17 protein-coding genes are annotated in these 18,562 nt (G+C 32.8%); 6 read left to right on the top strand and 11 right to left on the bottom strand.

Going from position 1 to position 18,562, the window contains the following annotated elements; genetic code table 11:
* Positions 1-53 precede the first annotated feature (53 nt).
* Complete coding sequence (locus tag CHB81_RS05335) at positions 54-572, bottom strand: hypothetical protein (protein ID WP_089350855.1); 519 nt, start codon at positions 570-572, stop codon at positions 54-56.
* Positions 573-1,074: 502 nt separating this feature from the next.
* Between CHB81_RS05335 and mtaB the strand changes: the two genes are divergently transcribed.
* Positions 1,075-2,409, top strand: a complete 1,335-nt coding sequence (mtaB, locus tag CHB81_RS05330) for a tRNA (N(6)-L-threonylcarbamoyladenosine(37)-C(2))-methylthiotransferase MtaB (protein WP_089350854.1) — start codon at positions 1,075-1,077, stop codon at positions 2,407-2,409.
* 101 nt (positions 2,410-2,510) lie between these two features.
* On the opposite strand, the gene CHB81_RS05325 is transcribed toward mtaB, so the two are convergent.
* From CHB81_RS05325 to CHB81_RS05280, 10 genes are all read right to left on the bottom strand, one after another.
* The gene (locus tag CHB81_RS05325) at positions 2,511-3,020 is read right to left on the bottom strand and encodes a hypothetical protein (protein WP_089350853.1); all 510 of its coding nucleotides are present in this window, start codon (positions 3,018-3,020) and stop codon (positions 2,511-2,513) included.
* Positions 3,021-3,145: 125 nt separating this feature from the next.
* Positions 3,146-3,862, bottom strand: coding sequence for a 3-ketoacyl-ACP reductase (locus tag CHB81_RS05320; RefSeq protein ID WP_089350852.1), 717 nt, complete (start codon positions 3,860-3,862; stop codon positions 3,146-3,148).
* A 111-nt stretch (positions 3,863-3,973) separates the two neighbouring features.
* On the bottom strand, positions 3,974-4,561 hold the full coding sequence (locus tag CHB81_RS05315; protein WP_089350851.1) for an LURP-one-related/scramblase family protein: 588 nt from the start codon (positions 4,559-4,561) through the stop codon (positions 3,974-3,976).
* Between the two features lie 40 nt (positions 4,562-4,601).
* On the bottom strand, positions 4,602-5,303 hold the full coding sequence (locus CHB81_RS05310; protein WP_089350850.1) for an SIMPL domain-containing protein: 702 nt from the start codon (positions 5,301-5,303) through the stop codon (positions 4,602-4,604).
* A 42-nt stretch (positions 5,304-5,345) separates the two neighbouring features.
* Positions 5,346-7,472, bottom strand: a complete 2,127-nt coding sequence (locus CHB81_RS05305) for a VWA domain-containing protein (protein ID WP_089350849.1) — start codon at positions 7,470-7,472, stop codon at positions 5,346-5,348.
* Between the two features lie 91 nt (positions 7,473-7,563).
* A complete protein-coding gene (locus CHB81_RS05300) occupies positions 7,564-8,532 on the bottom strand; it encodes a hypothetical protein (RefSeq protein WP_089350848.1) in 969 nt (322 codons plus the stop codon).
* Between the two features lie 2 nt (positions 8,533-8,534).
* Positions 8,535-9,035, bottom strand: a complete 501-nt coding sequence (locus CHB81_RS05295; RefSeq protein WP_089350847.1) for an RNA polymerase sigma factor — start codon at positions 9,033-9,035, stop codon at positions 8,535-8,537.
* Between the two features lie 226 nt (positions 9,036-9,261).
* A complete protein-coding gene (locus CHB81_RS05290; RefSeq protein ID WP_089350846.1) occupies positions 9,262-9,924 on the bottom strand; it encodes a hypothetical protein in 663 nt (220 codons plus the stop codon).
* 179 nt (positions 9,925-10,103) lie between these two features.
* Positions 10,104-10,940: a hypothetical protein gene (locus CHB81_RS05285; RefSeq protein ID WP_089350845.1), complete on the bottom strand. Its 837-nt coding sequence runs from the start codon at positions 10,938-10,940 to the stop codon at positions 10,104-10,106.
* A 24-nt stretch (positions 10,941-10,964) separates the two neighbouring features.
* A complete protein-coding gene (locus CHB81_RS05280) occupies positions 10,965-11,621 on the bottom strand; it encodes a hypothetical protein (RefSeq protein WP_089350844.1) in 657 nt (218 codons plus the stop codon).
* Positions 11,622-11,929: 308 nt separating this feature from the next.
* On the opposite strand from CHB81_RS05280, the gene CHB81_RS05275 reads away from it, so the two are divergent.
* From CHB81_RS05275 to CHB81_RS05255, 5 genes are all read left to right on the top strand, one after another.
* Positions 11,930-12,811: a PPK2 family polyphosphate kinase gene (locus tag CHB81_RS05275; RefSeq protein ID WP_089350843.1), complete on the top strand. Its 882-nt coding sequence runs from the start codon at positions 11,930-11,932 to the stop codon at positions 12,809-12,811.
* A 195-nt stretch (positions 12,812-13,006) separates the two neighbouring features.
* Positions 13,007-14,464 (top strand): DUF839 domain-containing protein, encoded by a 1,458-nt coding sequence (locus CHB81_RS05270; protein ID WP_089350842.1) that lies wholly within the window; start codon positions 13,007-13,009, stop codon positions 14,462-14,464.
* 96 nt (positions 14,465-14,560) lie between these two features.
* Positions 14,561-16,351: a cytochrome-c peroxidase gene (locus CHB81_RS05265; protein WP_089350841.1), complete on the top strand. Its 1,791-nt coding sequence runs from the start codon at positions 14,561-14,563 to the stop codon at positions 16,349-16,351.
* 341 nt (positions 16,352-16,692) lie between these two features.
* Positions 16,693-17,292 (top strand): porin family protein, encoded by a 600-nt coding sequence (locus CHB81_RS05260; RefSeq protein ID WP_254920974.1) that lies wholly within the window; start codon positions 16,693-16,695, stop codon positions 17,290-17,292.
* A 124-nt stretch (positions 17,293-17,416) separates the two neighbouring features.
* Positions 17,417-18,466: a sensor histidine kinase gene (locus CHB81_RS05255; protein WP_089350839.1), complete on the top strand. Its 1,050-nt coding sequence runs from the start codon at positions 17,417-17,419 to the stop codon at positions 18,464-18,466.
* Positions 18,467-18,562: the final 96 nt, after the last annotated feature.

Here is an 18,562-nt window from a genome sequence, read left to right as displayed (position 1 = left end):
TTTGGAAAACAGCTCGTAGTTTTAATACTTAAATATAATTTAGGTATTGGATATTATTTTTTAGCTACAGAAACAAAATATTTATTTCCGTCACCCATTGTCAATTTTACACGCTCGTCGCAAAGATCGATTGCAAAATTTGCACTTTCATAACAGCTGCAAGTTGTGTTTTTGTCTTTAGACATTTCAGTTTTACAATTGTTATTTTTGAAAGTTGCCAATTGCGGAGTGTACAAACTTACTAAATCAGTCGAAGCAGTTACCAATGAAATAATACTTGCCGAATTATTACTGGTAATTCTGTAAACGATTCTATCCGTATAATTTACTTCATTTACCGTTACTTTACGAATATAAGTGTAAGCAGTTGAGCCTTCACCCGGTTCTTTTACTTCAAATTTAAATCCAACCGCACGAATTGCAATATCAAATTGAGATTGAGAGTTTAAGCTCGCCCAGTTTGTCAATGTGCTAATAGATGGAAATGGATTAGCAGCTGGAGCAGCAGTTTGCGCCTGAGAGCTAAAAATGGTTAAGAACATCAAGCAGATTGTGGGTAAAAATGCTTTCATATGGAGTTTTAATTTATAATTTTTGCCTACTCTTTCTGGTTTTCGGCTTGCCCATTTTTTCTAATAACAAAACAACAACATAACGAGGGAAAATCAAAATTGTTATGCGTGAATTATTATTTAAAATAATATAATTTTAGTTAACCGTTTTTGAGAAGTGAAATTACTTCGAAAAACTAACTTAGCAAAGTTAAATGTAAGAAAATTTGAATTTAAAACTCGGAAAAATGCGTTTTATCGATATTATTTGCGTTTTATCGATTATTTTGTCGTTTTATTCTTATTGAAACAATGTTACATTTTCGTGAATATTGAATTTATGAATAAGCTGTTTACTATAATTTATGATTTTTTATGATGACTTGAAATACTGGTTTAGTGCAAAATGTTGATATATAGTGCATTATTGATTTTATTTTAAAGAATATTGTACGTAAATTTGCAAACTCTTCAAAAGAGATGTAAATATAATATCTTACTACTTAAAACGTAGTTTATTCCCATGGAAAATAGAAAAAAAGTTGCCTTTTATACGCTTGGATGCAAATTGAATTTCTCAGAGACTTCTACAATTGCCAGAAACTTCAATGATGAAGGTTTTGATCGTGTTGATTTTGAAGAAGTAGCTGATATTTATGTAATCAATACCTGTTCTGTCACAGAGAATGCTGATAAGCAATTTAAGCAGGTTGTAAAAAAAGCAATGAAACTTAATGATAAAGCTTTTGTCGCTGCCGTGGGTTGTTATGCACAATTGAAACCTGAGGAATTAGCAGCAGTTGATGGTGTTGATTTGGTTCTTGGAGCTACAGAAAAGTTTAAAATTACCGACTACATTAATGATTTAAGCAAAAACGATATGGGTGAAGTTCACTCTTGCGAAATTGCCGAAGCTGATTTTTACGTTGGAAGTTATTCTATTGGAGACAGAACTCGTGCTTTCCTGAAGGTTCAGGATGGTTGCGATTATAAATGTACCTATTGTACAATTCCCTTAGCAAGAGGAATTTCGAGAAGTGATGCTTTAGAAAATGTATTGCAAAATGCTAAAGAAATTTCGGCTCAAAACATTAAAGAGATTGTTTTAACGGGAGTAAATATTGGTGATTACGGAAAAGGAGAATTTGGAAATAAAAAACACGAACATACATTTCTTGATTTAGTTCAGGCTTTGGATAAGGTGGAAGGAATTGAGCGTTTGAGAATTTCATCAATTGAGCCTAATTTATTGAAGAATGAAACTATAGAGTTTGTTTCTAAGAGCAGAACTTTTGTTCCTCATTTTCATATTCCGCTACAATCAGGAAGTAATGATATTTTAAAATTAATGAAACGTCGTTACTTACGTGAAGTTTACACCGAAAGAGTAAACAAGATTCGCAAAGTAATGCCACACGCTTGTATTGGTGTTGATGTTATTGTTGGTTTCCCTGGAGAAACTGACGAACATTTCTTAGAGACGTATCATTTCCTGAATGAAATGGATATTTCTTATTTGCACGTTTTTACTTATTCTGAAAGAGATAATACAGAAGCTGCAGATATGGTGGGAATTGTTCCTGCAAATGTCCGAGCAAAACGTAGTAAAATGTTACGTGGTTTATCAGTTAAAAAACGTCGTGCTTTTTACGAAAGTCAATTAGGATCTAATAGAACGGTTTTGTTCGAAAGTGAAAATAAAGAAGGATACATTCACGGTTTTACAGAGAATTACGTAAAAGTAAAAACTCCTTGGAATCCGGAATTGGTAAATACATTACAAGAAATCAATTTGACAAAAATCGACGAAGACGGAAGCGTTCGTTTAGAGTTTTTAAATAAATTGACAGAAGCATAGATTTAGATCTTGCCAAAGTTTTAAACTTTGACAAAGATTGACAGTAAAGACAAAAAATAGAAAAGCCCTCTGTAAAAAGGGCTTTTCTGTTTTTTAAATAATTATTTCTGATCCTCAGGAATCACCAATTTCAAAGAGTTGATATAATCTGTATCAAATTCGATAACTCTAATTTTCTGCGGATTAAAGCTTAATTCTCCTCCAAATTGACCTCTTATGTCCAGGAAATCAATTGTAAGTTCTTCATCGTTTAATTCAATCAATTTTCCTAGATAAGCTGATTTTGCTGATTTTTTTGAAATTTGAAAAATACCGTATTTGCTATTTACATAATTGAGAATCGAATTCAAATCCCGAATCGGAATAATGTCTTCGGCATTTGTCTTTAAACCTTTTAGGCGAATTACTTTTTCGGTAAATTCCAAATCGTGATCTCTGTGAACCGCTTCGATGTTTTTGTTTTTCAGAATCACAAAACCATCCAAAATAAAATCTTCAGGATTGTTTCGTAATAAAATCCAGTCATCAGAGTAATCAATCAGAAATCCCGTAAAAAGTTCTTTTTTATCTGTAAATTCTATTGAAATTAATTGTCTTAAATATTGTTCCATCATGTGTTTTTTGAAATTCCAAAAATTAAATTGCTTCGCCAGTTCGCTGACGCTCGTGTCCAAATACCAATTCAAAAAACACTTGGAATTTGGGATTTTAAAAGATTGGAGTTTATTTTTTGTTTTTAAGGATTCGTAGACCAGATACTACTGTTTTTAATAAAGACCCTACGGCTTAATTTCAGTTGCGCAATGATTAATTCAGCAATATCTTCAGATTGCATTACTTTATCCGGATTACCATCTGTCAGGTTTAGATCTTTTGCCATATCAGTCGCAACCGTACTTGGTGTAAGCGCTGTAACGCGAATATTATATTTACGAACTTCCTGCATTAAAGAATCTGTTAATCCTAGAACCGCAAATTTAGAAGCACTGTAAGCACTTGTTAATGCGTTTCCGTTTAATCCTGCAGTCGAAGAAATATTGATGATATCACCTGTTTGTCTTTCGATCATATTAGGTAAAACAGCACGGGTTGTATAATATGTTCCCATTAAATTTACCTGAATAATTTTTTCCCAAGCAGAAGGTTCTAGTGCAAGGAAATTTCCAAAAGCGGCAATACCGGCATTATTAATTAAAATATCGATAGTTTTAAATTCGGCGAAAGCTTTTTCTACAGCACTATTTATCGAATTAATATCAGAAACATCGGCAGCCAAAGCCAAAGATTTTACTCCTAAATTGCTGGTTTGATCCGCAAGCTGATCAACGTCTGCCTGAGTTCTTGAAACTAAAATTACGTTTACACCTTCTTTAGCCAGTGCAATGGCAATGGCTTTTCCAATTCCTTTTCCAGCACCTGTAATTAGGGCATTTTTATTTTTTAAGTCTGTCATGATTTATTTTTTAGAAATGCAAAAGCATCATTTTAGTAACACAAAAATACAGTTTTTGCTTCCTAAAATGATGCTTTCAGCTATTTTCTTAATCTAAGTTTAACAAACTTATTATTCTTTCAGAACCATATCGATACACATTACAGCAGCAAGAATTAATTGTCTAAGCGGACTATCCTGTGCTACATTTTCTTCAATTTGAAGAACATAATTGTCTGCACTTGTAAAAAACTCTTTGCCCATTCCGGCCCATTTTTTACTAACCTGAGCAAGTTGTTTATTTTCATGGCTGAATTTAAAATCCCAACCTGTCCATTTTCCTTGTAATGTAGCAACAGGTTTTTCGTTCTTATCCAGAATTTCAAATTTACCGCCAATCGAAAAGAATTTTTGTTTGAATGTTCCAACAAGACGATCTTTTTCGTCAAAAATTTCAACCGTCGAGCGGAAGATTGCAACTCCTCTTTTTACAGAAATTATTTTCTCGCCAGAAGCAGTTGTGATTTCGATATCAAAAGGTGTGGCTCTTTTATAATCTGTAAAACGGAGAATCTTGGTGAAAAATCCCAGATTATTTTCTCTGCAATTCATTATAATCTGATTGCTTTCAGGATTATAAATATCATAATTGTTTGCGGCTTTAAACATTCCAATGTGTTCTTTGACAAGAAATAGATTCTGATTTAAAATAGGATTCATGAAAATTTGTTTGAAAATTGATTTATATAGGGCTTTTAAATTATTCTAATAAAAATTTGGACTGAACAGAACTTGAAATTTTTATTTTTTCAAATTCCATAGTAGGTTCGTAATTTTCTGCTACAGATTCTTTTGAAGAAATTCCTCTTATTGCTATACCACTAACCATTCCTGCCAATTGATTTGACATAATTTCAAAGTTACTTATTTGTATGGCATTTCCAATTTTTTGATTTAAAGGTTTTGCAAAACTTTCGGCAATTTGTTTTGCATTTAATATTGCTTTTGCATTTATTAAAAGTTTAATCTTTTTTTCTTCCGTATTTTCTAGTTTACTAATTTGAACATTAGAAATTCCGATTTCTTCTAACCTTATAAAAACTTTTGCAGTAGTATTTGCATCAGAAACCAGAATAGAATATGATTTTGATTTGAAAATATCAGTTTGTTTCAAAAGATAATTCCTGAAATTACTAGACATATAGTTTAGACTTAGATCCTTTTCAGTATTAATGCCAATTGATTGTAATTTCTGGATCATATCTTTTTCTAATTCTTCGACAGATTTTTTTCCTTTAGAATCTTTTTCCATTAAAATTACGTTGATCCAGATTTTATTCGGTAAAACTAATGTATCGGCTTGACCAGAAACTTCAATAAAGGGTTTTTCAGTTGTACTTTTGTTTTGAGAAAAAGTATTTGTTGTTATGAATATCAATAGCGCAAAAAGTAAATTTTTCATTGTATAAAAATTAAGTAGTATCTAAATGTGTTAAGTAATCGATTAAAGCACGTTTTTAGCACTTTCAACAAGACGAATAAATTCAGCCTTATAACCTTCAGAATCTCGTGATAATCCTTGTTTTGCTAATTTTAAAATATCAGTAGTTGATTTATTAGAAATTAGTTTTGAATCTCTCAATTTCAATCCAAACCACGCAACAGCTGTACTGAATTTAAAATCGTCTGAAGCTTTGTTTAAAGCAACAGTTTTGTTCGGGATTACATTTACCATTTCGATACTTTTGTCGCCATCAGGTTTTTTGTAACGGAATTTTATTGTGGCGAGTTCATCATTATAATTATTTGCAGTTTCCTGTACTTTGGTATATTTTAAAGCATCTGGCTGTTGGTTCAGATAATCGCTTTCAACACCCGCCGGAATAATCTCGTATAATGCTGTCACAGTGTGATTACTTCCTAATTCTCCCGCATCAATTGCATCATTTTTAAAATCTTCCGGACGTAGTTTTCGGTTTTCATAGCCAATCAATCGATACGCCTGAACTTGTTTTGGATTAAACTCGATTTGGATTTTTACATCTTTGGCAATTGCAAACATCGAACCTTTGAATTCTTTTCCTAAAAAACGATTCGCTTCCTGAATATTATCAATGTAAGCATAGTTTCCGTTTCCTTTATCGGCTAAAGTTTCCATTTTACTGTCTTTATAATTTCCCATTCCATATCCTAAACAAGTTAAGAAAACGCCGGTTTTTCTTTTTTGCTCAATCAATTTTTCCATATCTGAATTAGATGAACTCCCAACATTAAAATCACCATCAGTTGCCAGAATTACTCTGTTGTTTCCATCTTTAATAAAATTTTCAGCAGCGATTTTGTATGCTAATTCAATTCCGGCGCCACCGGCAGTACTTCCTCCGGCTTGTAAACTTTCTAAAGCGTCATTTATAGTTTCTTTTTCATCACCCGAAGTTGGAGGTAAAACCAAACCAGCTGCGCCCGCATAAACTACAATTGCAACGTTATCTTTTGCTCTTAATTCGTTTACCAAAATTTTCATGGATTGTATCAATAATGGCAATTTATTATCGTCTTCCATAGAACCGGAAACATCAATCAAGAAAACCATATTGGATGCCGGTAAATTCTCTGTTGCGATATTTTTTCCCTGCAAACCAATTCTAAGAATTTGATTTTTGGTATTCCAGGGAGAATCACTTAATTCTGTATTGATCGAAAAAGGATGCTGATCTTTTGGCTGTGGATAATTGTATTTAAAGAAGTTTACCATTTCTTCGACACGAACAGCATCTTTAGGAACCGCTTGTCCATTATTGATAAAACGTCTGATATTAGTGTAAGAAGCATTGTCAACATCGATTGAAAAAGTAGAAAGTGGTGCTGTTTTAGGGCTTTCGAATGCATTTTCTACAAAAGCATCATAATCTTCCTGATTTGGTGTTGGAGCAGGATGTACAATGTTCAATTTAGCATCAAGCTCTTTCTCTGTAAGATTTTTGTAAATTCCGTTTTTAGTATCGATAACAACAACTCCATTTGAAGCTTTACTTCCGTAAGTTGATGTAGCATCTTTATCTTTTAGAACTTTTACATCCTGAATATCATTTGGATTGATTTTAGCAAATTGGTCAGATTTTACAGGAACGCCATCGAGAATATATAAAGGTTCATTTTTAGGAGAAAGAGATACAACGTCTCTCACTACTATACTTTGACTTGGAGCATACTGAACATATCCAGACGAAATAGCGACTCCGGCAACTTTGCCTTGTACCATTTGTGTGGAGGATTTAGTTGCTTTTCTTTTTTTTGATGCCATTGCGGTTGTAACAACTACTTCTTGGAGTGATTGATTGTCTTCTTGTAATACAACATTGATAATGTTTTCGTCACCAATAGTTTTTGTTTGATTTTGATATCCAATAAAGGTGATCAATATAACATCGCCTTTTTGAGCCTGAATGTTATATTTCCCATCAAAATCTGTAGTTGCTGATTTTTTGGTTTTCTGAATCTGAACGTTTACACCCGGAAGTGCCTGACCACTTTTATCTGAAATAGTTCCTGTAATTGTTCTTTCCTGTGCTGATACTACGAAACATATAAGCATAGAAAGGGCTAATGAAATAAGTTTTACGTTTTTCATGATAGTAATTTTTAAGTAAATGTTAGAGATTATCTATGTCAAAATTTAAAACTTTGACATAGATTCCTGAAATTAAGTTTTAGATTTTAATCTAGTTTTTACCGGCTGGTTTTCCTGTTTTAGTAGTAATAATTACGACTCCTTTTTTGCCTTTTTCGCCATATTTTGATGTGGCTTCCAGATCTTGAAGTACAGTTATGGTTTTAATTTCCTGTTTATTCAAAGGTGCATAAGGACTTGTAGGGTTTGGACCAAATAAGTCATTTTCTGAGTAATAAATGCCGTCTATTATATATAAAGGCTGCTCTAATACAACCAGAGAATCTACATTTTCGGGTTGTAAATTAGGAATTTCCTTTTGCATCATTTTATCTCTTTTCTGATCGTCGCTGTGAGATAGAGGATTTCCGTTTATAACAATCAAAGGAGCACTTTTTTTAGCCAATGAAGTTTGTTTATCAGCATAAGTAACTTTGGCAGATTCTCTTTGTACAGTTCTTCCGTAACCAAAATTTTGTACATCTTTATCTTTTTCAACGGTGGTTTCTTCCTCCATATTAGAAAATCCGGATTGTTCAGCTATTGGTGCAGCAATTTGACCGGCAACTGGCGCAGGGCTTGCTTCAGCCGCCATAGCATCATTTGTGGCGATTTGAACTTCTTGTAATACTACTTGCGGCTGCTCTTTAATTTGTTGATCTATAATTTTTGTTGCTTCTGTTTTGGAAACTATTTCTGAATCTGAAGAAACTAAAGCTTTGTTCTTTTCTAAATTAGAATTCGGATTTGCATTTTTTTCTTTTTCATTTACTACAACTTTAGATGTTGGGGTTGTAGAAATTTTATCAGATTTTAAGAACTGAGCTCCTAAAGAGATTAATAATAGTAGAGAAGCAGCAATTGCAATTTTCTTCCATAATGTAATTGCTTTTTTGTCTTCTTTTTTGTCGAGTTTGTCTTCGACGCGCGACCAGACTTTTTCCATTCCAGGAAAATCTTTTGACTCCGAGTTGTGCGCGGCTTCTTTAAATTTATCGAATATTTTATCTTGATTGTCCATGACTACTTTGCTTTTTGGTAATACAATTTATTTACTAATTCCTTTAGCTTGGTTTTTGCGGCATTCAATTGTGATTTCGATGTGCCTTCAGAAATGTTTAGCATTGCGGCTATTTCTTTATGTCCAAAACCTTCTATAACAAAAAGGTTAAAAACAGTTTTACAGCCGTCTGGAATATGGTTTAGTAAATTCAGTAAATCTTCTTCTTCTAAAGCGTTAACTTCTTCGGTAAAAGGTTGTGAAAGCAATTTGACATCATCAAGATACATATTAAAATTGGTGTTTTTCTTGATGGTTGCCAAACAATGATTGACGGTTATTTTTCGCGCCCAAGCTTCAAAAGCCAGAATTTCTTTGAGTTGTTCCAGTTTTGTAAATATGGTATAGAAAGCGTCAGCCATAGCTTCTTCAATTTCTTCTTCCTTTTTTAGGTATCGTTTGCAAACGCGATACAATTTTGGAGCCATATGCTCATAAACCTGACGCTGAGCATCGCGGTTCATTTTTTTGCAGTTAGAAATTAGAGTTTCGTTTATCACAATTGTTGTCTTTATACTAAAGAGAGATAAAAAGATAAAAAGGTTGGGAAGGCAATGAAAAAAAGTTTAAAAAAGGCGTTTATTTTTTTTAATAGATGTTTTTAAAGGTACGATTTTCTGGGTAAAAACACATTTTGTAGAGATGTAATACATTGAGTCTTTATATTGTTGTATTTATAAATAGAATGTTTTATTCTCCTAAACAAATATCATTATAAAATTCAACGATTTCTCTAAGATCTTCAAAAACCCATTTATCCCCTTTTAGATTTTTGACAATAAAATCGCAATCTGCGAAAAACTTAGAAGTGTTTTTTCTCCATGTACTAATAACCCCGCAATTTAAACACGTTGGATATTTATCTTTTTCTTTTTTAAGATAGTAAAATTCGGGAACCTCTCTTGCTTGAGGATATTGACCTGGAAATTGCGAGTTAAATTGTGAGTTAAGTTGTGAATTAATATTTGGATTATTAGAAGGCAGTTCATCATATGGATTTGATATAAGATCAAAAAGACTGTAATCTGAACCTAGTTTTTTATACAAAGAAACTTCGCCTTTAGTAATCGTCTCGACCAGTTTAGGTTTGTCTAGCGAGTTTAAAGTAACATATTCAAAAGTTCTTCTCATTTCAAAACCAATGAACGTAATTTTTTTTACGTATTCATAATCCCATGTGTCAGTTTTATCATCAGGAGATATTTTAAATTTTATTTTATTGAATTTTAGAGCAGCAAGACCTTCAATAGAATCACCGTCTTTAAAGAAAATTATTGCTTCTTGTGTTTGAGAGTAACTTTGAAAAGTTATAAATAGTAGTATAATGATAGTTCTTTGGTAGATTTGTTTCATATTTAAAAGCAGATAAGAAATTTATTTTTTATGAAGTTTTCGACTATATTTTGTAAAAATCCTGTCATTCCGAGGAACGAGGAATCTCCACAAGTAGCTCTATAAAGATTGGCGATTTTCATTGTAGAGTTTCTTGTGGAGATTCCTCGTTCCTCGGAATGACAAAATACGAGCAAGTTTTACTTAACCGGCAAACTCAATTTAAAAATCTTCGTTTCCAGCAATTCAGTATCATTATCCTCGCAAAGCAAAAACTCTATTTTGTCATTTTCTTTTTTGTAGAATGTCAAACCTTCGAATTTATTGGTTGAAGTTATTTTTTGTGTGAAATCAATTTTCATGGTTTTAAGATCAATTCTTCCAATGAAGCTTCCAAGGATTTCGCCATCGTCGTAGGTTGATTTGGTGTCTTCGGCAGTGGAAAGGAAATAGATTTTGTCTTCGACCAAAATGGCATCGGTAAAACTGGAACGAACTCCTTTTATTTTTGGAAGTTTATAATTGGTAGCTACAAGCGCAAATTCTTCTCCCAGATTTTTGGCGTGAATAGTAAAAATGGTGTTTTTGTTTGAAACTCCATTTCCACGATTGAATAAATACCAGTTTTCTCCATCGAAAATCGCTCCTTCAAGATTGAAATCTTCAGGTTTTATAGCACCAAAACTTTGCATTACGGCATATAAATCTACCAGATTGTTTTTTTGTAAAATGGTTTTATTCTTTAAATCGAATTCAATCATTTTATTTCGGTTTTCGGTTGAGCCGGAACCAAAAACATATAATGTATCGTTGTGATGTGTCAGCGATTCGAAATCGGGTTTTAAGTTTTTGGGAATATTTTGCGTTGGATTGTCAATTAAAGGATGTTGGTTTAATTGCTGATTCGTCATATTATATTCATATAAAAATCCGCTGTTATCGCCAATGATATAAAGGGAATTGTTATTAAAAAATAATCCTGATGCTGATCCGATTCCGATGATTTGAAATAATATTTCTAATGTGAATTTTTCCATGAATTTTGTATTGTAGATCTTAAATTATCTTGACTTTATCTTTTTAAATGTATTATTTTTTTCTGCTTCTGAAGTTACTTTTTCAAGAAGGTCTATCAATCGTTTACTTTTTAAATTGGTATTGTGATTGTAATTAATATTTACTTTTGCATCTTCTTCTTTTATCAAATTGAAAAAATCGAAACGTTTTTCAATAATTTGGTTGCCTATTATAAATTTTAAATTTTGATGACATGAGTGATCTCGCATCATTGTGTAGATTTCTTTTTTAGAAGTTTTATACTGAAAACGCTTAATTTCTTCTTTTTTAATGATGTCTTTGTTTGGGAAATACATATGCCAAAAAATGTTGTCATCATCTAAACTTTCAGCGTATTCAGAACATATACTTATTTTTGTCATTTTTTTTCTTCCATTATCAATCCAAAAAATATAAACTGGATCATTTGGAAAATCTTCCATGCAAAAATCTTTACTATCAAGTAAGCTAGCTTCATATATTTTTATGCTTCCTACACAATAATTCTCGTAAACACACATTGTATCTATTTTTCTAGAGTTAAGCTGTTTTATATAATTAGAAACTAAATCTTCTACATTAACTTTAACTTCGGGATTGTTTTGTGCTTTTCCAAGAAGTGTTAAGAAGAAGAAAAATAAAAATAGAATTCTTTTTGTCATTATGAATTTTGAAATTGCTGTTTTGAAAACCAATGCCTAGCCCTGATAGCAATGAAAATACTTTGAGAAGAAATTGTGGTTTTTTCTTGACAGAACAAAGCGACCAGCGGAAGCTCTTGGTATGTTTTAGAAAAATACAATTTATTGAAAAAGTATTGTAATGGATAGCAGGAATATGCTTCGTAAAATTAGTATATTTATATTACAAAACTAAGGTATATGAAATCGCCATGTTAAGAGTTGTACTAAAACATCAATGTGTAAAAGGCGATAACATATATGACCAATAAAAAATAAAATCAACATATATGAAATCGATAGATCCGAAAAATTTTAAAGTTACAGATAAAATAAAATTATCAAAGATTCCTACTTTGCTTGATATTGATGCTGACAGCGACGAAAAAGAAGCCAAACTGGATAAAGTACAGGCGAAACTGAGTGATTTGCAGGATGTAATGTATGCACATAATAAATATGGTGTTTTGATTTGCCTGCAAGGAATGGATACTTCGGGAAAGGATAGTTTAATTAGGGAAGTTTTCAAGGAATTTAATCCGCGTGGGGTTGTGGTGCACAGTTTTAAAACGCCAAATTCGACAGAATTGGAACATGATTATTTATGGAGACATTATCTTGCTTTGCCGGAAAAAGGGAAGTTTGCGATTTTTAACCGTACGCATTACGAGAATGTTTTGGTAACGCGTGTGCATCCGGAATATATTTTGGGAGAGAATTTACCGGGAGTTAATTCAGTTGATGATATTACACCGACTTTCTGGGAAAACAGAATTAAGCAAATCAATAATTTTGAAAAACATATTTCGCAAAACGGAACTATTGTACTTAAATTCTATCTTCATTTGAGTAAAGAGGAGCAAAGGGAACGTTTGTTACGCCGTTTGGAGGAAGGAAAACACAATTGGAAGTTTTCGCCCGGTGATTTGAAAGAACGTGAACACTGGAACGAATATCAGCAGTATTATGAAGAGGCAATAAACAAAACCTCAACAGATTATGCGCCTTGGTATGTCGTGCCTGCTGATGATAAAGAAATGGCTCGCTATATTGTAGCTAAAATTATTTGGGAAGAAATGCAAAAACATACTGATATAAAGGTTCCGGAACTGGACGAAAAGATTAAAGCCAATATCGAAATGTATAAACAACAGTTGAAGAGAGAGCCTTAAAAGTAGGGCTCTTTTTTTATGGGTATGTTACTGGTACTTTATGAATGTTTTGTATTACTAATTTAATGTTAATTTTTTTTGGGTTTTAAGTAGCTTTTTGGTCAGACTCTTGTTTTTTTGTTAATATCGAAGTGATTTTAAGTTAAAGAGTAAGGGGTTACTTTGTAAAAAAATAAAATTAAACATTAAAGTGAGATGAAAAGAATTATTTTACCCCTATTTATTCTTGGATCATTGATTACATCATGTAATAATGACTCTAAAGATCAGGATGAAACAAAAACAACAAGTGTTGTATTAAAAGACCAGTCTGTAACGCCAAGTTTATTGAAGGCAAAACCAGGTTTTGAAAATTTAAAAATTTATTCTCTTTTTGGCTCAGATGATGTTCTTATAGAGACTCCTAAATTTGTTTTTGGAGGTTCTGCTGACGGTTCTGGTTTATTAAAAAATACTAACGGAACTTTTACTTTTTTAGTAAATAATGAAGATAATTTTTCGGTTGCAAGAATTACATTAGACAAAACATTCAAGCCTACTAAAGGGGAGTATTTGTTAAATTCAAGCGGAGGAACATGGAGACTTTGTGGTGCTACTATGGCAACACCGGCTGAACATGGTTTTGGACCTGTTTATTTGACTTGTGGAGAATCTGGAGAAGAATCTCGTACACATGCTTTGGATCCTTACGGAAGCGCAGGTTCTGCATCTGTGTCTAAAGAATTATCAGGATTTGGCCGTTTAAGTGCTGAGAATGCTTTGCCATTACGCTCTTCTGCTTATAAAGGTAAAACCGTTGTCGTAATTGGTGATGACGATTCTGGAACTTATGGAGGTCAGGTTTTTATGTATGTATCTAATACAGTTGGTGATTTAACTAACGGTTCTTTGTACATGCTAAAAAGAAATGATGACAATCAAAGAGAAAAAGATATGGAAGTTAGTAAAACTTATCCTGTATCTTTTGTAAAAATTGACAATCATACTACTTTAACAGGAGCACAAATTAATGCGTCTGTAAATACTTTGAAAGCGATTAAATTTGGTCGTGTAGAAGATTTAGATTACCGTAAAGGTGGTAATACTGCAGATCGCGAAGTATATTTTAATGCAACTGGACAAAATACAACCGGAACAAATGCTGATGGTTCAAGAACTAAATATGGTAGAGTTTACAGATTAAATCTTGATGCTGCTGACCCATTAAAAGGAACTCTTGAGGTGATTCTTGACGGAGATAACCGTTCTGGAATTGCTGGTAAATTTCAAAATCCGGATAATATTTGTGTGACTAAAAACTACGTTTACGTTGAGGAAGATGCTAACGGATACGGAGATGAAACTCATGATGCTTACATTTATCAATACAATATTGCTACAAAAGAATTAAAAGTTGTTGTAGAATTAGATCACCGTCGTACTGCAACAGATGCTGCAAAATATAACGTAGGTGGAATATCTAAATTTGGAGATTGGGAATATGGTGCTTTAATCGATGTTTCTGAGCAAGTTGGTATTCCTGATACTTTTATGCTAAGCGTTCAGCCACATACTTGGACTGGTGCAAAATATAAAAGTCCTGACGGAGGAACAAACCGTCCGAATGAGCAACAAGCAAGTCAAATCGTAGTAATTAAAGGTTTAGCAAGATAAATTTTTAAAATAGTACAAAACAGCAATCCACTACTTCAGTTTGAGGTGGTGGTTTCTGTTTTTCTAAATATTCCTCTTTATAATTGGTATTAAATCATGAAAAAAATATATTGTTTGTTGTTCTTGGTAACGTTTGTTGCTTGTCAGAAAAAAAACAAACATCAGGAGATCAATAAATTGTTTCAGGACGATATTACTTTATTGATCGAAAAAGTAGCTAAACTTAAATATTCGGTGCAAGAAGATTCTACTGAAGCACAAATCCAGAGACAATTTCTCGAAGCACATCAGAGTTACAAAAAGGTCGAAATGATAAGTGAGTATTATTCGCCTACAGTTTCTAAATCAATCAACGGACCTGCAATACCTGAGTTCGAAGAAAATGATAAAGTTACGGTTGCGCCTGAAGGTTTTCAGGTTGTTGAGGAATTGGTTTTTCCGAAATATAACAAAACGAGTAAAAAAGAACTAATTCAGGAATTAGGCGTTTTGTCGGCAAATTTAACCCGATTAGAAAAAGTGTCAAGTTCGAATGAATTGACTGATGCGCATGTTTTTGACGCCATGCGATTAGAAGTTTATAGAATTATTACTTTAGGAATTACCGGTTTTGATTCGCCTGTGGTGCTAAATTCACTTCCTGAAGCATTGGTCTCTCTAGAAACAATCGAAAAATATTATCAGGTTTACACCGAGAAGAATTCGGTTTCGAATGCTAAACAAGTACTTGCGGTTTTAGAAAAAGGAAAGAAGTATTTGCATACAAACACAAATTTTAATGCTTTTGATCGCGCTTATTTTATCAGAGAAATAGCGAATCCTTTAAGTAAAGGACTTTTTAAAACCCAATCAGAATTAGGAATTTCACTTATGAAAGAGCAAAGAGGTCTCAAAGTAACATCGCAAACTTTATTTGACAAAGATGCTTTTGATGCTGAAGCTTTTTCGGGTTTCCCCGATTATGAAACAACGCCTGAAAAAATTGCTTTGGGCAAAAAGTTATTCAATGATCCTATCTTATCCGGAAACAATACTCGTTCTTGCGCTTCTTGTCATCATGCCGATAAAGCTTTTACAGACGGATTAGAAAGAGCAGTTTCATTAGACGGAAAATCAATGATTCATCGCAATACGCCAACATTAAATAATATCGCTTTTCAGCGTGTGTTTTTTGATGATTCGCGTGTGAGTTATCTCGAAGATCAAGCGGTAGCGGTTATTAAAAATGAAAACGAAATGCATGGTTCTTTAGAGAAATCAGCTTTGGCAATTCAAAAAAAGGCTGATTATGTTAAGGAATTCAAGAAAGCTTTCCCGAAAGGAGAAATAAATGAATTTGCAATCAAAAATGCTTTAGCTTCTTATATTCGTTCGTTAAGTCATTACGATTCAAAATTTGACGGCTATATGCAAAACAAAACAACGTTTACAGCAGATGAAAAAGCAGGATTTAATCTATTTGCAGGAAAAGCCAAATGTGCCACTTGTCATTTCATTCCGCTAACAAATGGAACAGTTCCGCCAAATTTTGACAGATCTGAAAGTGAGATTTTAGGTGTTCCGAATAAAAACAAAAAACTCGATGGCGATTTAGGAAAGTTTGTAATTACGGGAGCGGCAATTCATAAATATTCGTTCAAAACTCCAACCATTAGAAACATAGAACTTACAGCTCCTTATATGCATAATGGTGTTTATAAAACTTTAGAAGAAGTAATAGATTTCTATAATGAAGGAGGAGGTTTGGGTTTAGGATTCAGTCTTGATAATCAAACATTGCCAGAAGACAAATTAAACTTATCCGATAAAGAAAAAAAGCAGCTCATTGCGTTTATGAGAACTTTGACGGATAGTAAGTATGTGGAAAATGTGCCAATTAGAAAATGAGTTAATTAGATAATTTTTTCGCCACGAATTTTTGCAAATTTTTAATTTTTTCGCATCGCTTTGTGAACTTCGCATTCTTTTCAAAAGTTAAGAACTTTGCGAATCCTTTGTGAACTTTGCGGTTAATTTTTCAGTCACTCCCGATAGCTATCGGGATTCAGAGATAAAAAAGATTTTTTGCAACGAATTTCACGAATTTTCGCAAATTTTATTTGTATTAATTCGTGGCTAAAAAAACTAAAAATTCCCGTTGGTCAAAAGCCTAATGCAGTTCATCAAACTAATTTTAATAGCGTTTTAGGTTTGTGCTTCTTTGTATCAAATTAATAAAAACTATTATCATGAACATGTACAAATTAGTATTACTGACTACTATTTTCTTAGTAAGTTTAATTTCTTCAAAAGTTAATGCGCAATCCCCACTTCCAATTCATGTAGGTATTAAAGGAGGTTCCAATTATTCTGAATTACCGGTTACAGATGGCTTTAGTTCCAAATATGCAGCAGGATATTTTGCCGGAGCGATGGCGCGATTTGATTTCAAAAGATTCTATATTCAGAATGAAATCTTATATAGTGAGAAATCTTCAAAAATTGAAAAGACTTCATTATCAACTTCTAAAAATGCAAAATGGAGAAGTCTCGAAATGCCTTTGCTTATTGGTTATAAAGTAATTGATCTTTCGACTTTAAATGTGAGAGTTTTTGGAGGAGGAGTTTATTCGTATGTTCTGGATGAAAATATTTCGTCATTAAATCAGCTTAAAAACTCCTATAAGAAATTTGATAAATCCAATATAAGTTATCAGGTTGGAGCAGGAGTTGAGATGTGGAAATTTACCCTGGATTTCACTTACCAAGGCGGATTAAACAATGTCAGTAAAGAGTTTAGTTCTAAACCAAATTCCTTTAATATTGGAGTTGGATATTTTATTTTCTAGCCTTTATTTTTCGTCTAACCTTTATAAACAGCAAAGAATCTTTTTGGTTCTTTGCTGTTCTTTTAGAAATATAAGGTTATTTTTGAATACAAAATTTCTCACAAATCACTTATTCTTTTTTTAGATGATTATAAAAAATAAAAACCGGCATTGGATATTTTTAATCTTTTTCTGGTTCATACTTGGTATTACGATTTGGGCACAACTGATAGCCGATTATGGAATAATTTCGGCTGTACGCCAGTCAGCTTTAATATTATTAAGCTCCATTGTTTTGGCGCATTTTCTTAGTGATGTGATGCTTCCTAAGGCATTACGCAAAAACAAAATGACATTATTTGCGGTACAGGCTTTTGCAGTAGTGCTGCTTTTGTCACTTTGTCTGGCTGTGATTTATGCCGTTTTCTCCGATTCGCGCACACGTAACCGATTGTATCCGGACGAAGCTAATATGGCTACGATAGAGTTTTTATGGGCTCGGTTTTGTGGAAGTATTCCCGCTGCACTTTTGATTTGTGGCACCGCTTGCGGACTTCGTTTTTATCAGGAACATAATGTCATTGAACAAAATCATGCTCGATTGCAGCAAGTGCATTTAGAAGCCCAAATAAAAATTCTGCAAGATCAGATTAATCCGCATTTGATGTTTAATGTGCTCAATCATATTCATATTTTAATGCAAAGCAATGTTGAATTAGCATCGGTGTTATTAGTTCAGTTCTCGGATATTTTAAGGTATCAATTGTATGAATGTAATAAAGAATATGTTCCGTTGCATCTCGAAATTAAATACTTGAAAGATTTAATCGCGGTTGAAGAAACCCGTTGGGGAAATGAATTAGAAGTAAAAAGCAAATGGAATATCGAGGACGGTCGGCTTCAGATTGTACCGTTGCTTTTGGTTCCTTTAATCGAAAATGCCTTTAAACATGTATCAAGACTTCCAAACCAAAAAGGATATGTGCATTTGTCCTGCAAGCAAGTCAATAAACAATTGATTTTCGAAATAGAAAACTCTTATACCGAACAATATAAAATTCCATCAAAAAGTCAGGGATTAGGACTTGAAAACGTCAAGAAAAGACTGGCGATTCAATATCCTGAAAAACATCAATTAAGTATCAATAAAACCGATTCAGATTTTACAGTGAAAGTAGTCTTAGATTTGAAATAGAATTTTTTTGCCACGAATTGCACGAATTAACGCGAATTTTTAGTCTGCTAAATTTTAGCATACTGCTTTGTGATCTTTGCATCCTTTCAAGAGTTA

Source organism: Flavobacterium sp. ov086 (assembly GCF_900187965.1).
Classification (GTDB): Bacteria; Bacteroidota; Bacteroidia; order Flavobacteriales; family Flavobacteriaceae; genus Flavobacterium.
Note: the sequence above shows the minus strand (reverse complement) of the source record. Positions and strands in the feature narration are given on the sequence as shown.

Bases quoted from the DNA above. Each gene is read 5' to 3' on its own strand.
- CHB81_RS05335 (WP_089350855.1), bottom strand. From the start codon at position 572: ATGAAAGCATTTTTACCCACAATCTGCTTGATGTTCTTAACCATTTTT.
- mtaB (WP_089350854.1), top strand. From the start codon at position 1,075: ATGGAAAATAGAAAAAAAGTTGCCTTTTATACGCTTGGATGCAAATTG.
- CHB81_RS05325 (WP_089350853.1), bottom strand. From the start codon at position 3,020: ATGGAACAATATTTAAGACAATTAATTTCAATAGAATTTACAGATAAA.
- CHB81_RS05320 (WP_089350852.1), bottom strand. From the start codon at position 3,862: ATGACAGACTTAAAAAATAAAAATGCCCTAATTACAGGTGCTGGAAAA.
- CHB81_RS05315 (WP_089350851.1), bottom strand. From the start codon at position 4,561: ATGAATCCTATTTTAAATCAGAATCTATTTCTTGTCAAAGAACACATT.
- CHB81_RS05310 (WP_089350850.1), bottom strand. From the start codon at position 5,303: ATGAAAAATTTACTTTTTGCGCTATTGATATTCATAACAACAAATACT.
- CHB81_RS05305 (WP_089350849.1), bottom strand. From the start codon at position 7,472: ATGAAAAACGTAAAACTTATTTCATTAGCCCTTTCTATGCTTATATGT.
- CHB81_RS05300 (WP_089350848.1), bottom strand. From the start codon at position 8,532: ATGGACAATCAAGATAAAATATTCGATAAATTTAAAGAAGCCGCGCAC.
- CHB81_RS05295 (WP_089350847.1), bottom strand. From the start codon at position 9,035: ATGAACCGCGATGCTCAGCGTCAGGTTTATGAGCATATGGCTCCAAAA.
- CHB81_RS05290 (WP_089350846.1), bottom strand. From the start codon at position 9,924: ATGAAACAAATCTACCAAAGAACTATCATTATACTACTATTTATAACT.
- CHB81_RS05285 (WP_089350845.1), bottom strand. From the start codon at position 10,940: ATGGAAAAATTCACATTAGAAATATTATTTCAAATCATCGGAATCGGA.
- CHB81_RS05280 (WP_089350844.1), bottom strand. From the start codon at position 11,621: ATGACAAAAAGAATTCTATTTTTATTTTTCTTCTTCTTAACACTTCTT.
- CHB81_RS05275 (WP_089350843.1), top strand. From the start codon at position 11,930: ATGAAATCGATAGATCCGAAAAATTTTAAAGTTACAGATAAAATAAAA.
- CHB81_RS05270 (WP_089350842.1), top strand. From the start codon at position 13,007: ATGAAAAGAATTATTTTACCCCTATTTATTCTTGGATCATTGATTACA.
- CHB81_RS05265 (WP_089350841.1), top strand. From the start codon at position 14,561: ATGAAAAAAATATATTGTTTGTTGTTCTTGGTAACGTTTGTTGCTTGT.
- CHB81_RS05260 (WP_254920974.1), top strand. From the start codon at position 16,693: ATGAACATGTACAAATTAGTATTACTGACTACTATTTTCTTAGTAAGT.
- CHB81_RS05255 (WP_089350839.1), top strand. From the start codon at position 17,417: ATGATTATAAAAAATAAAAACCGGCATTGGATATTTTTAATCTTTTTC.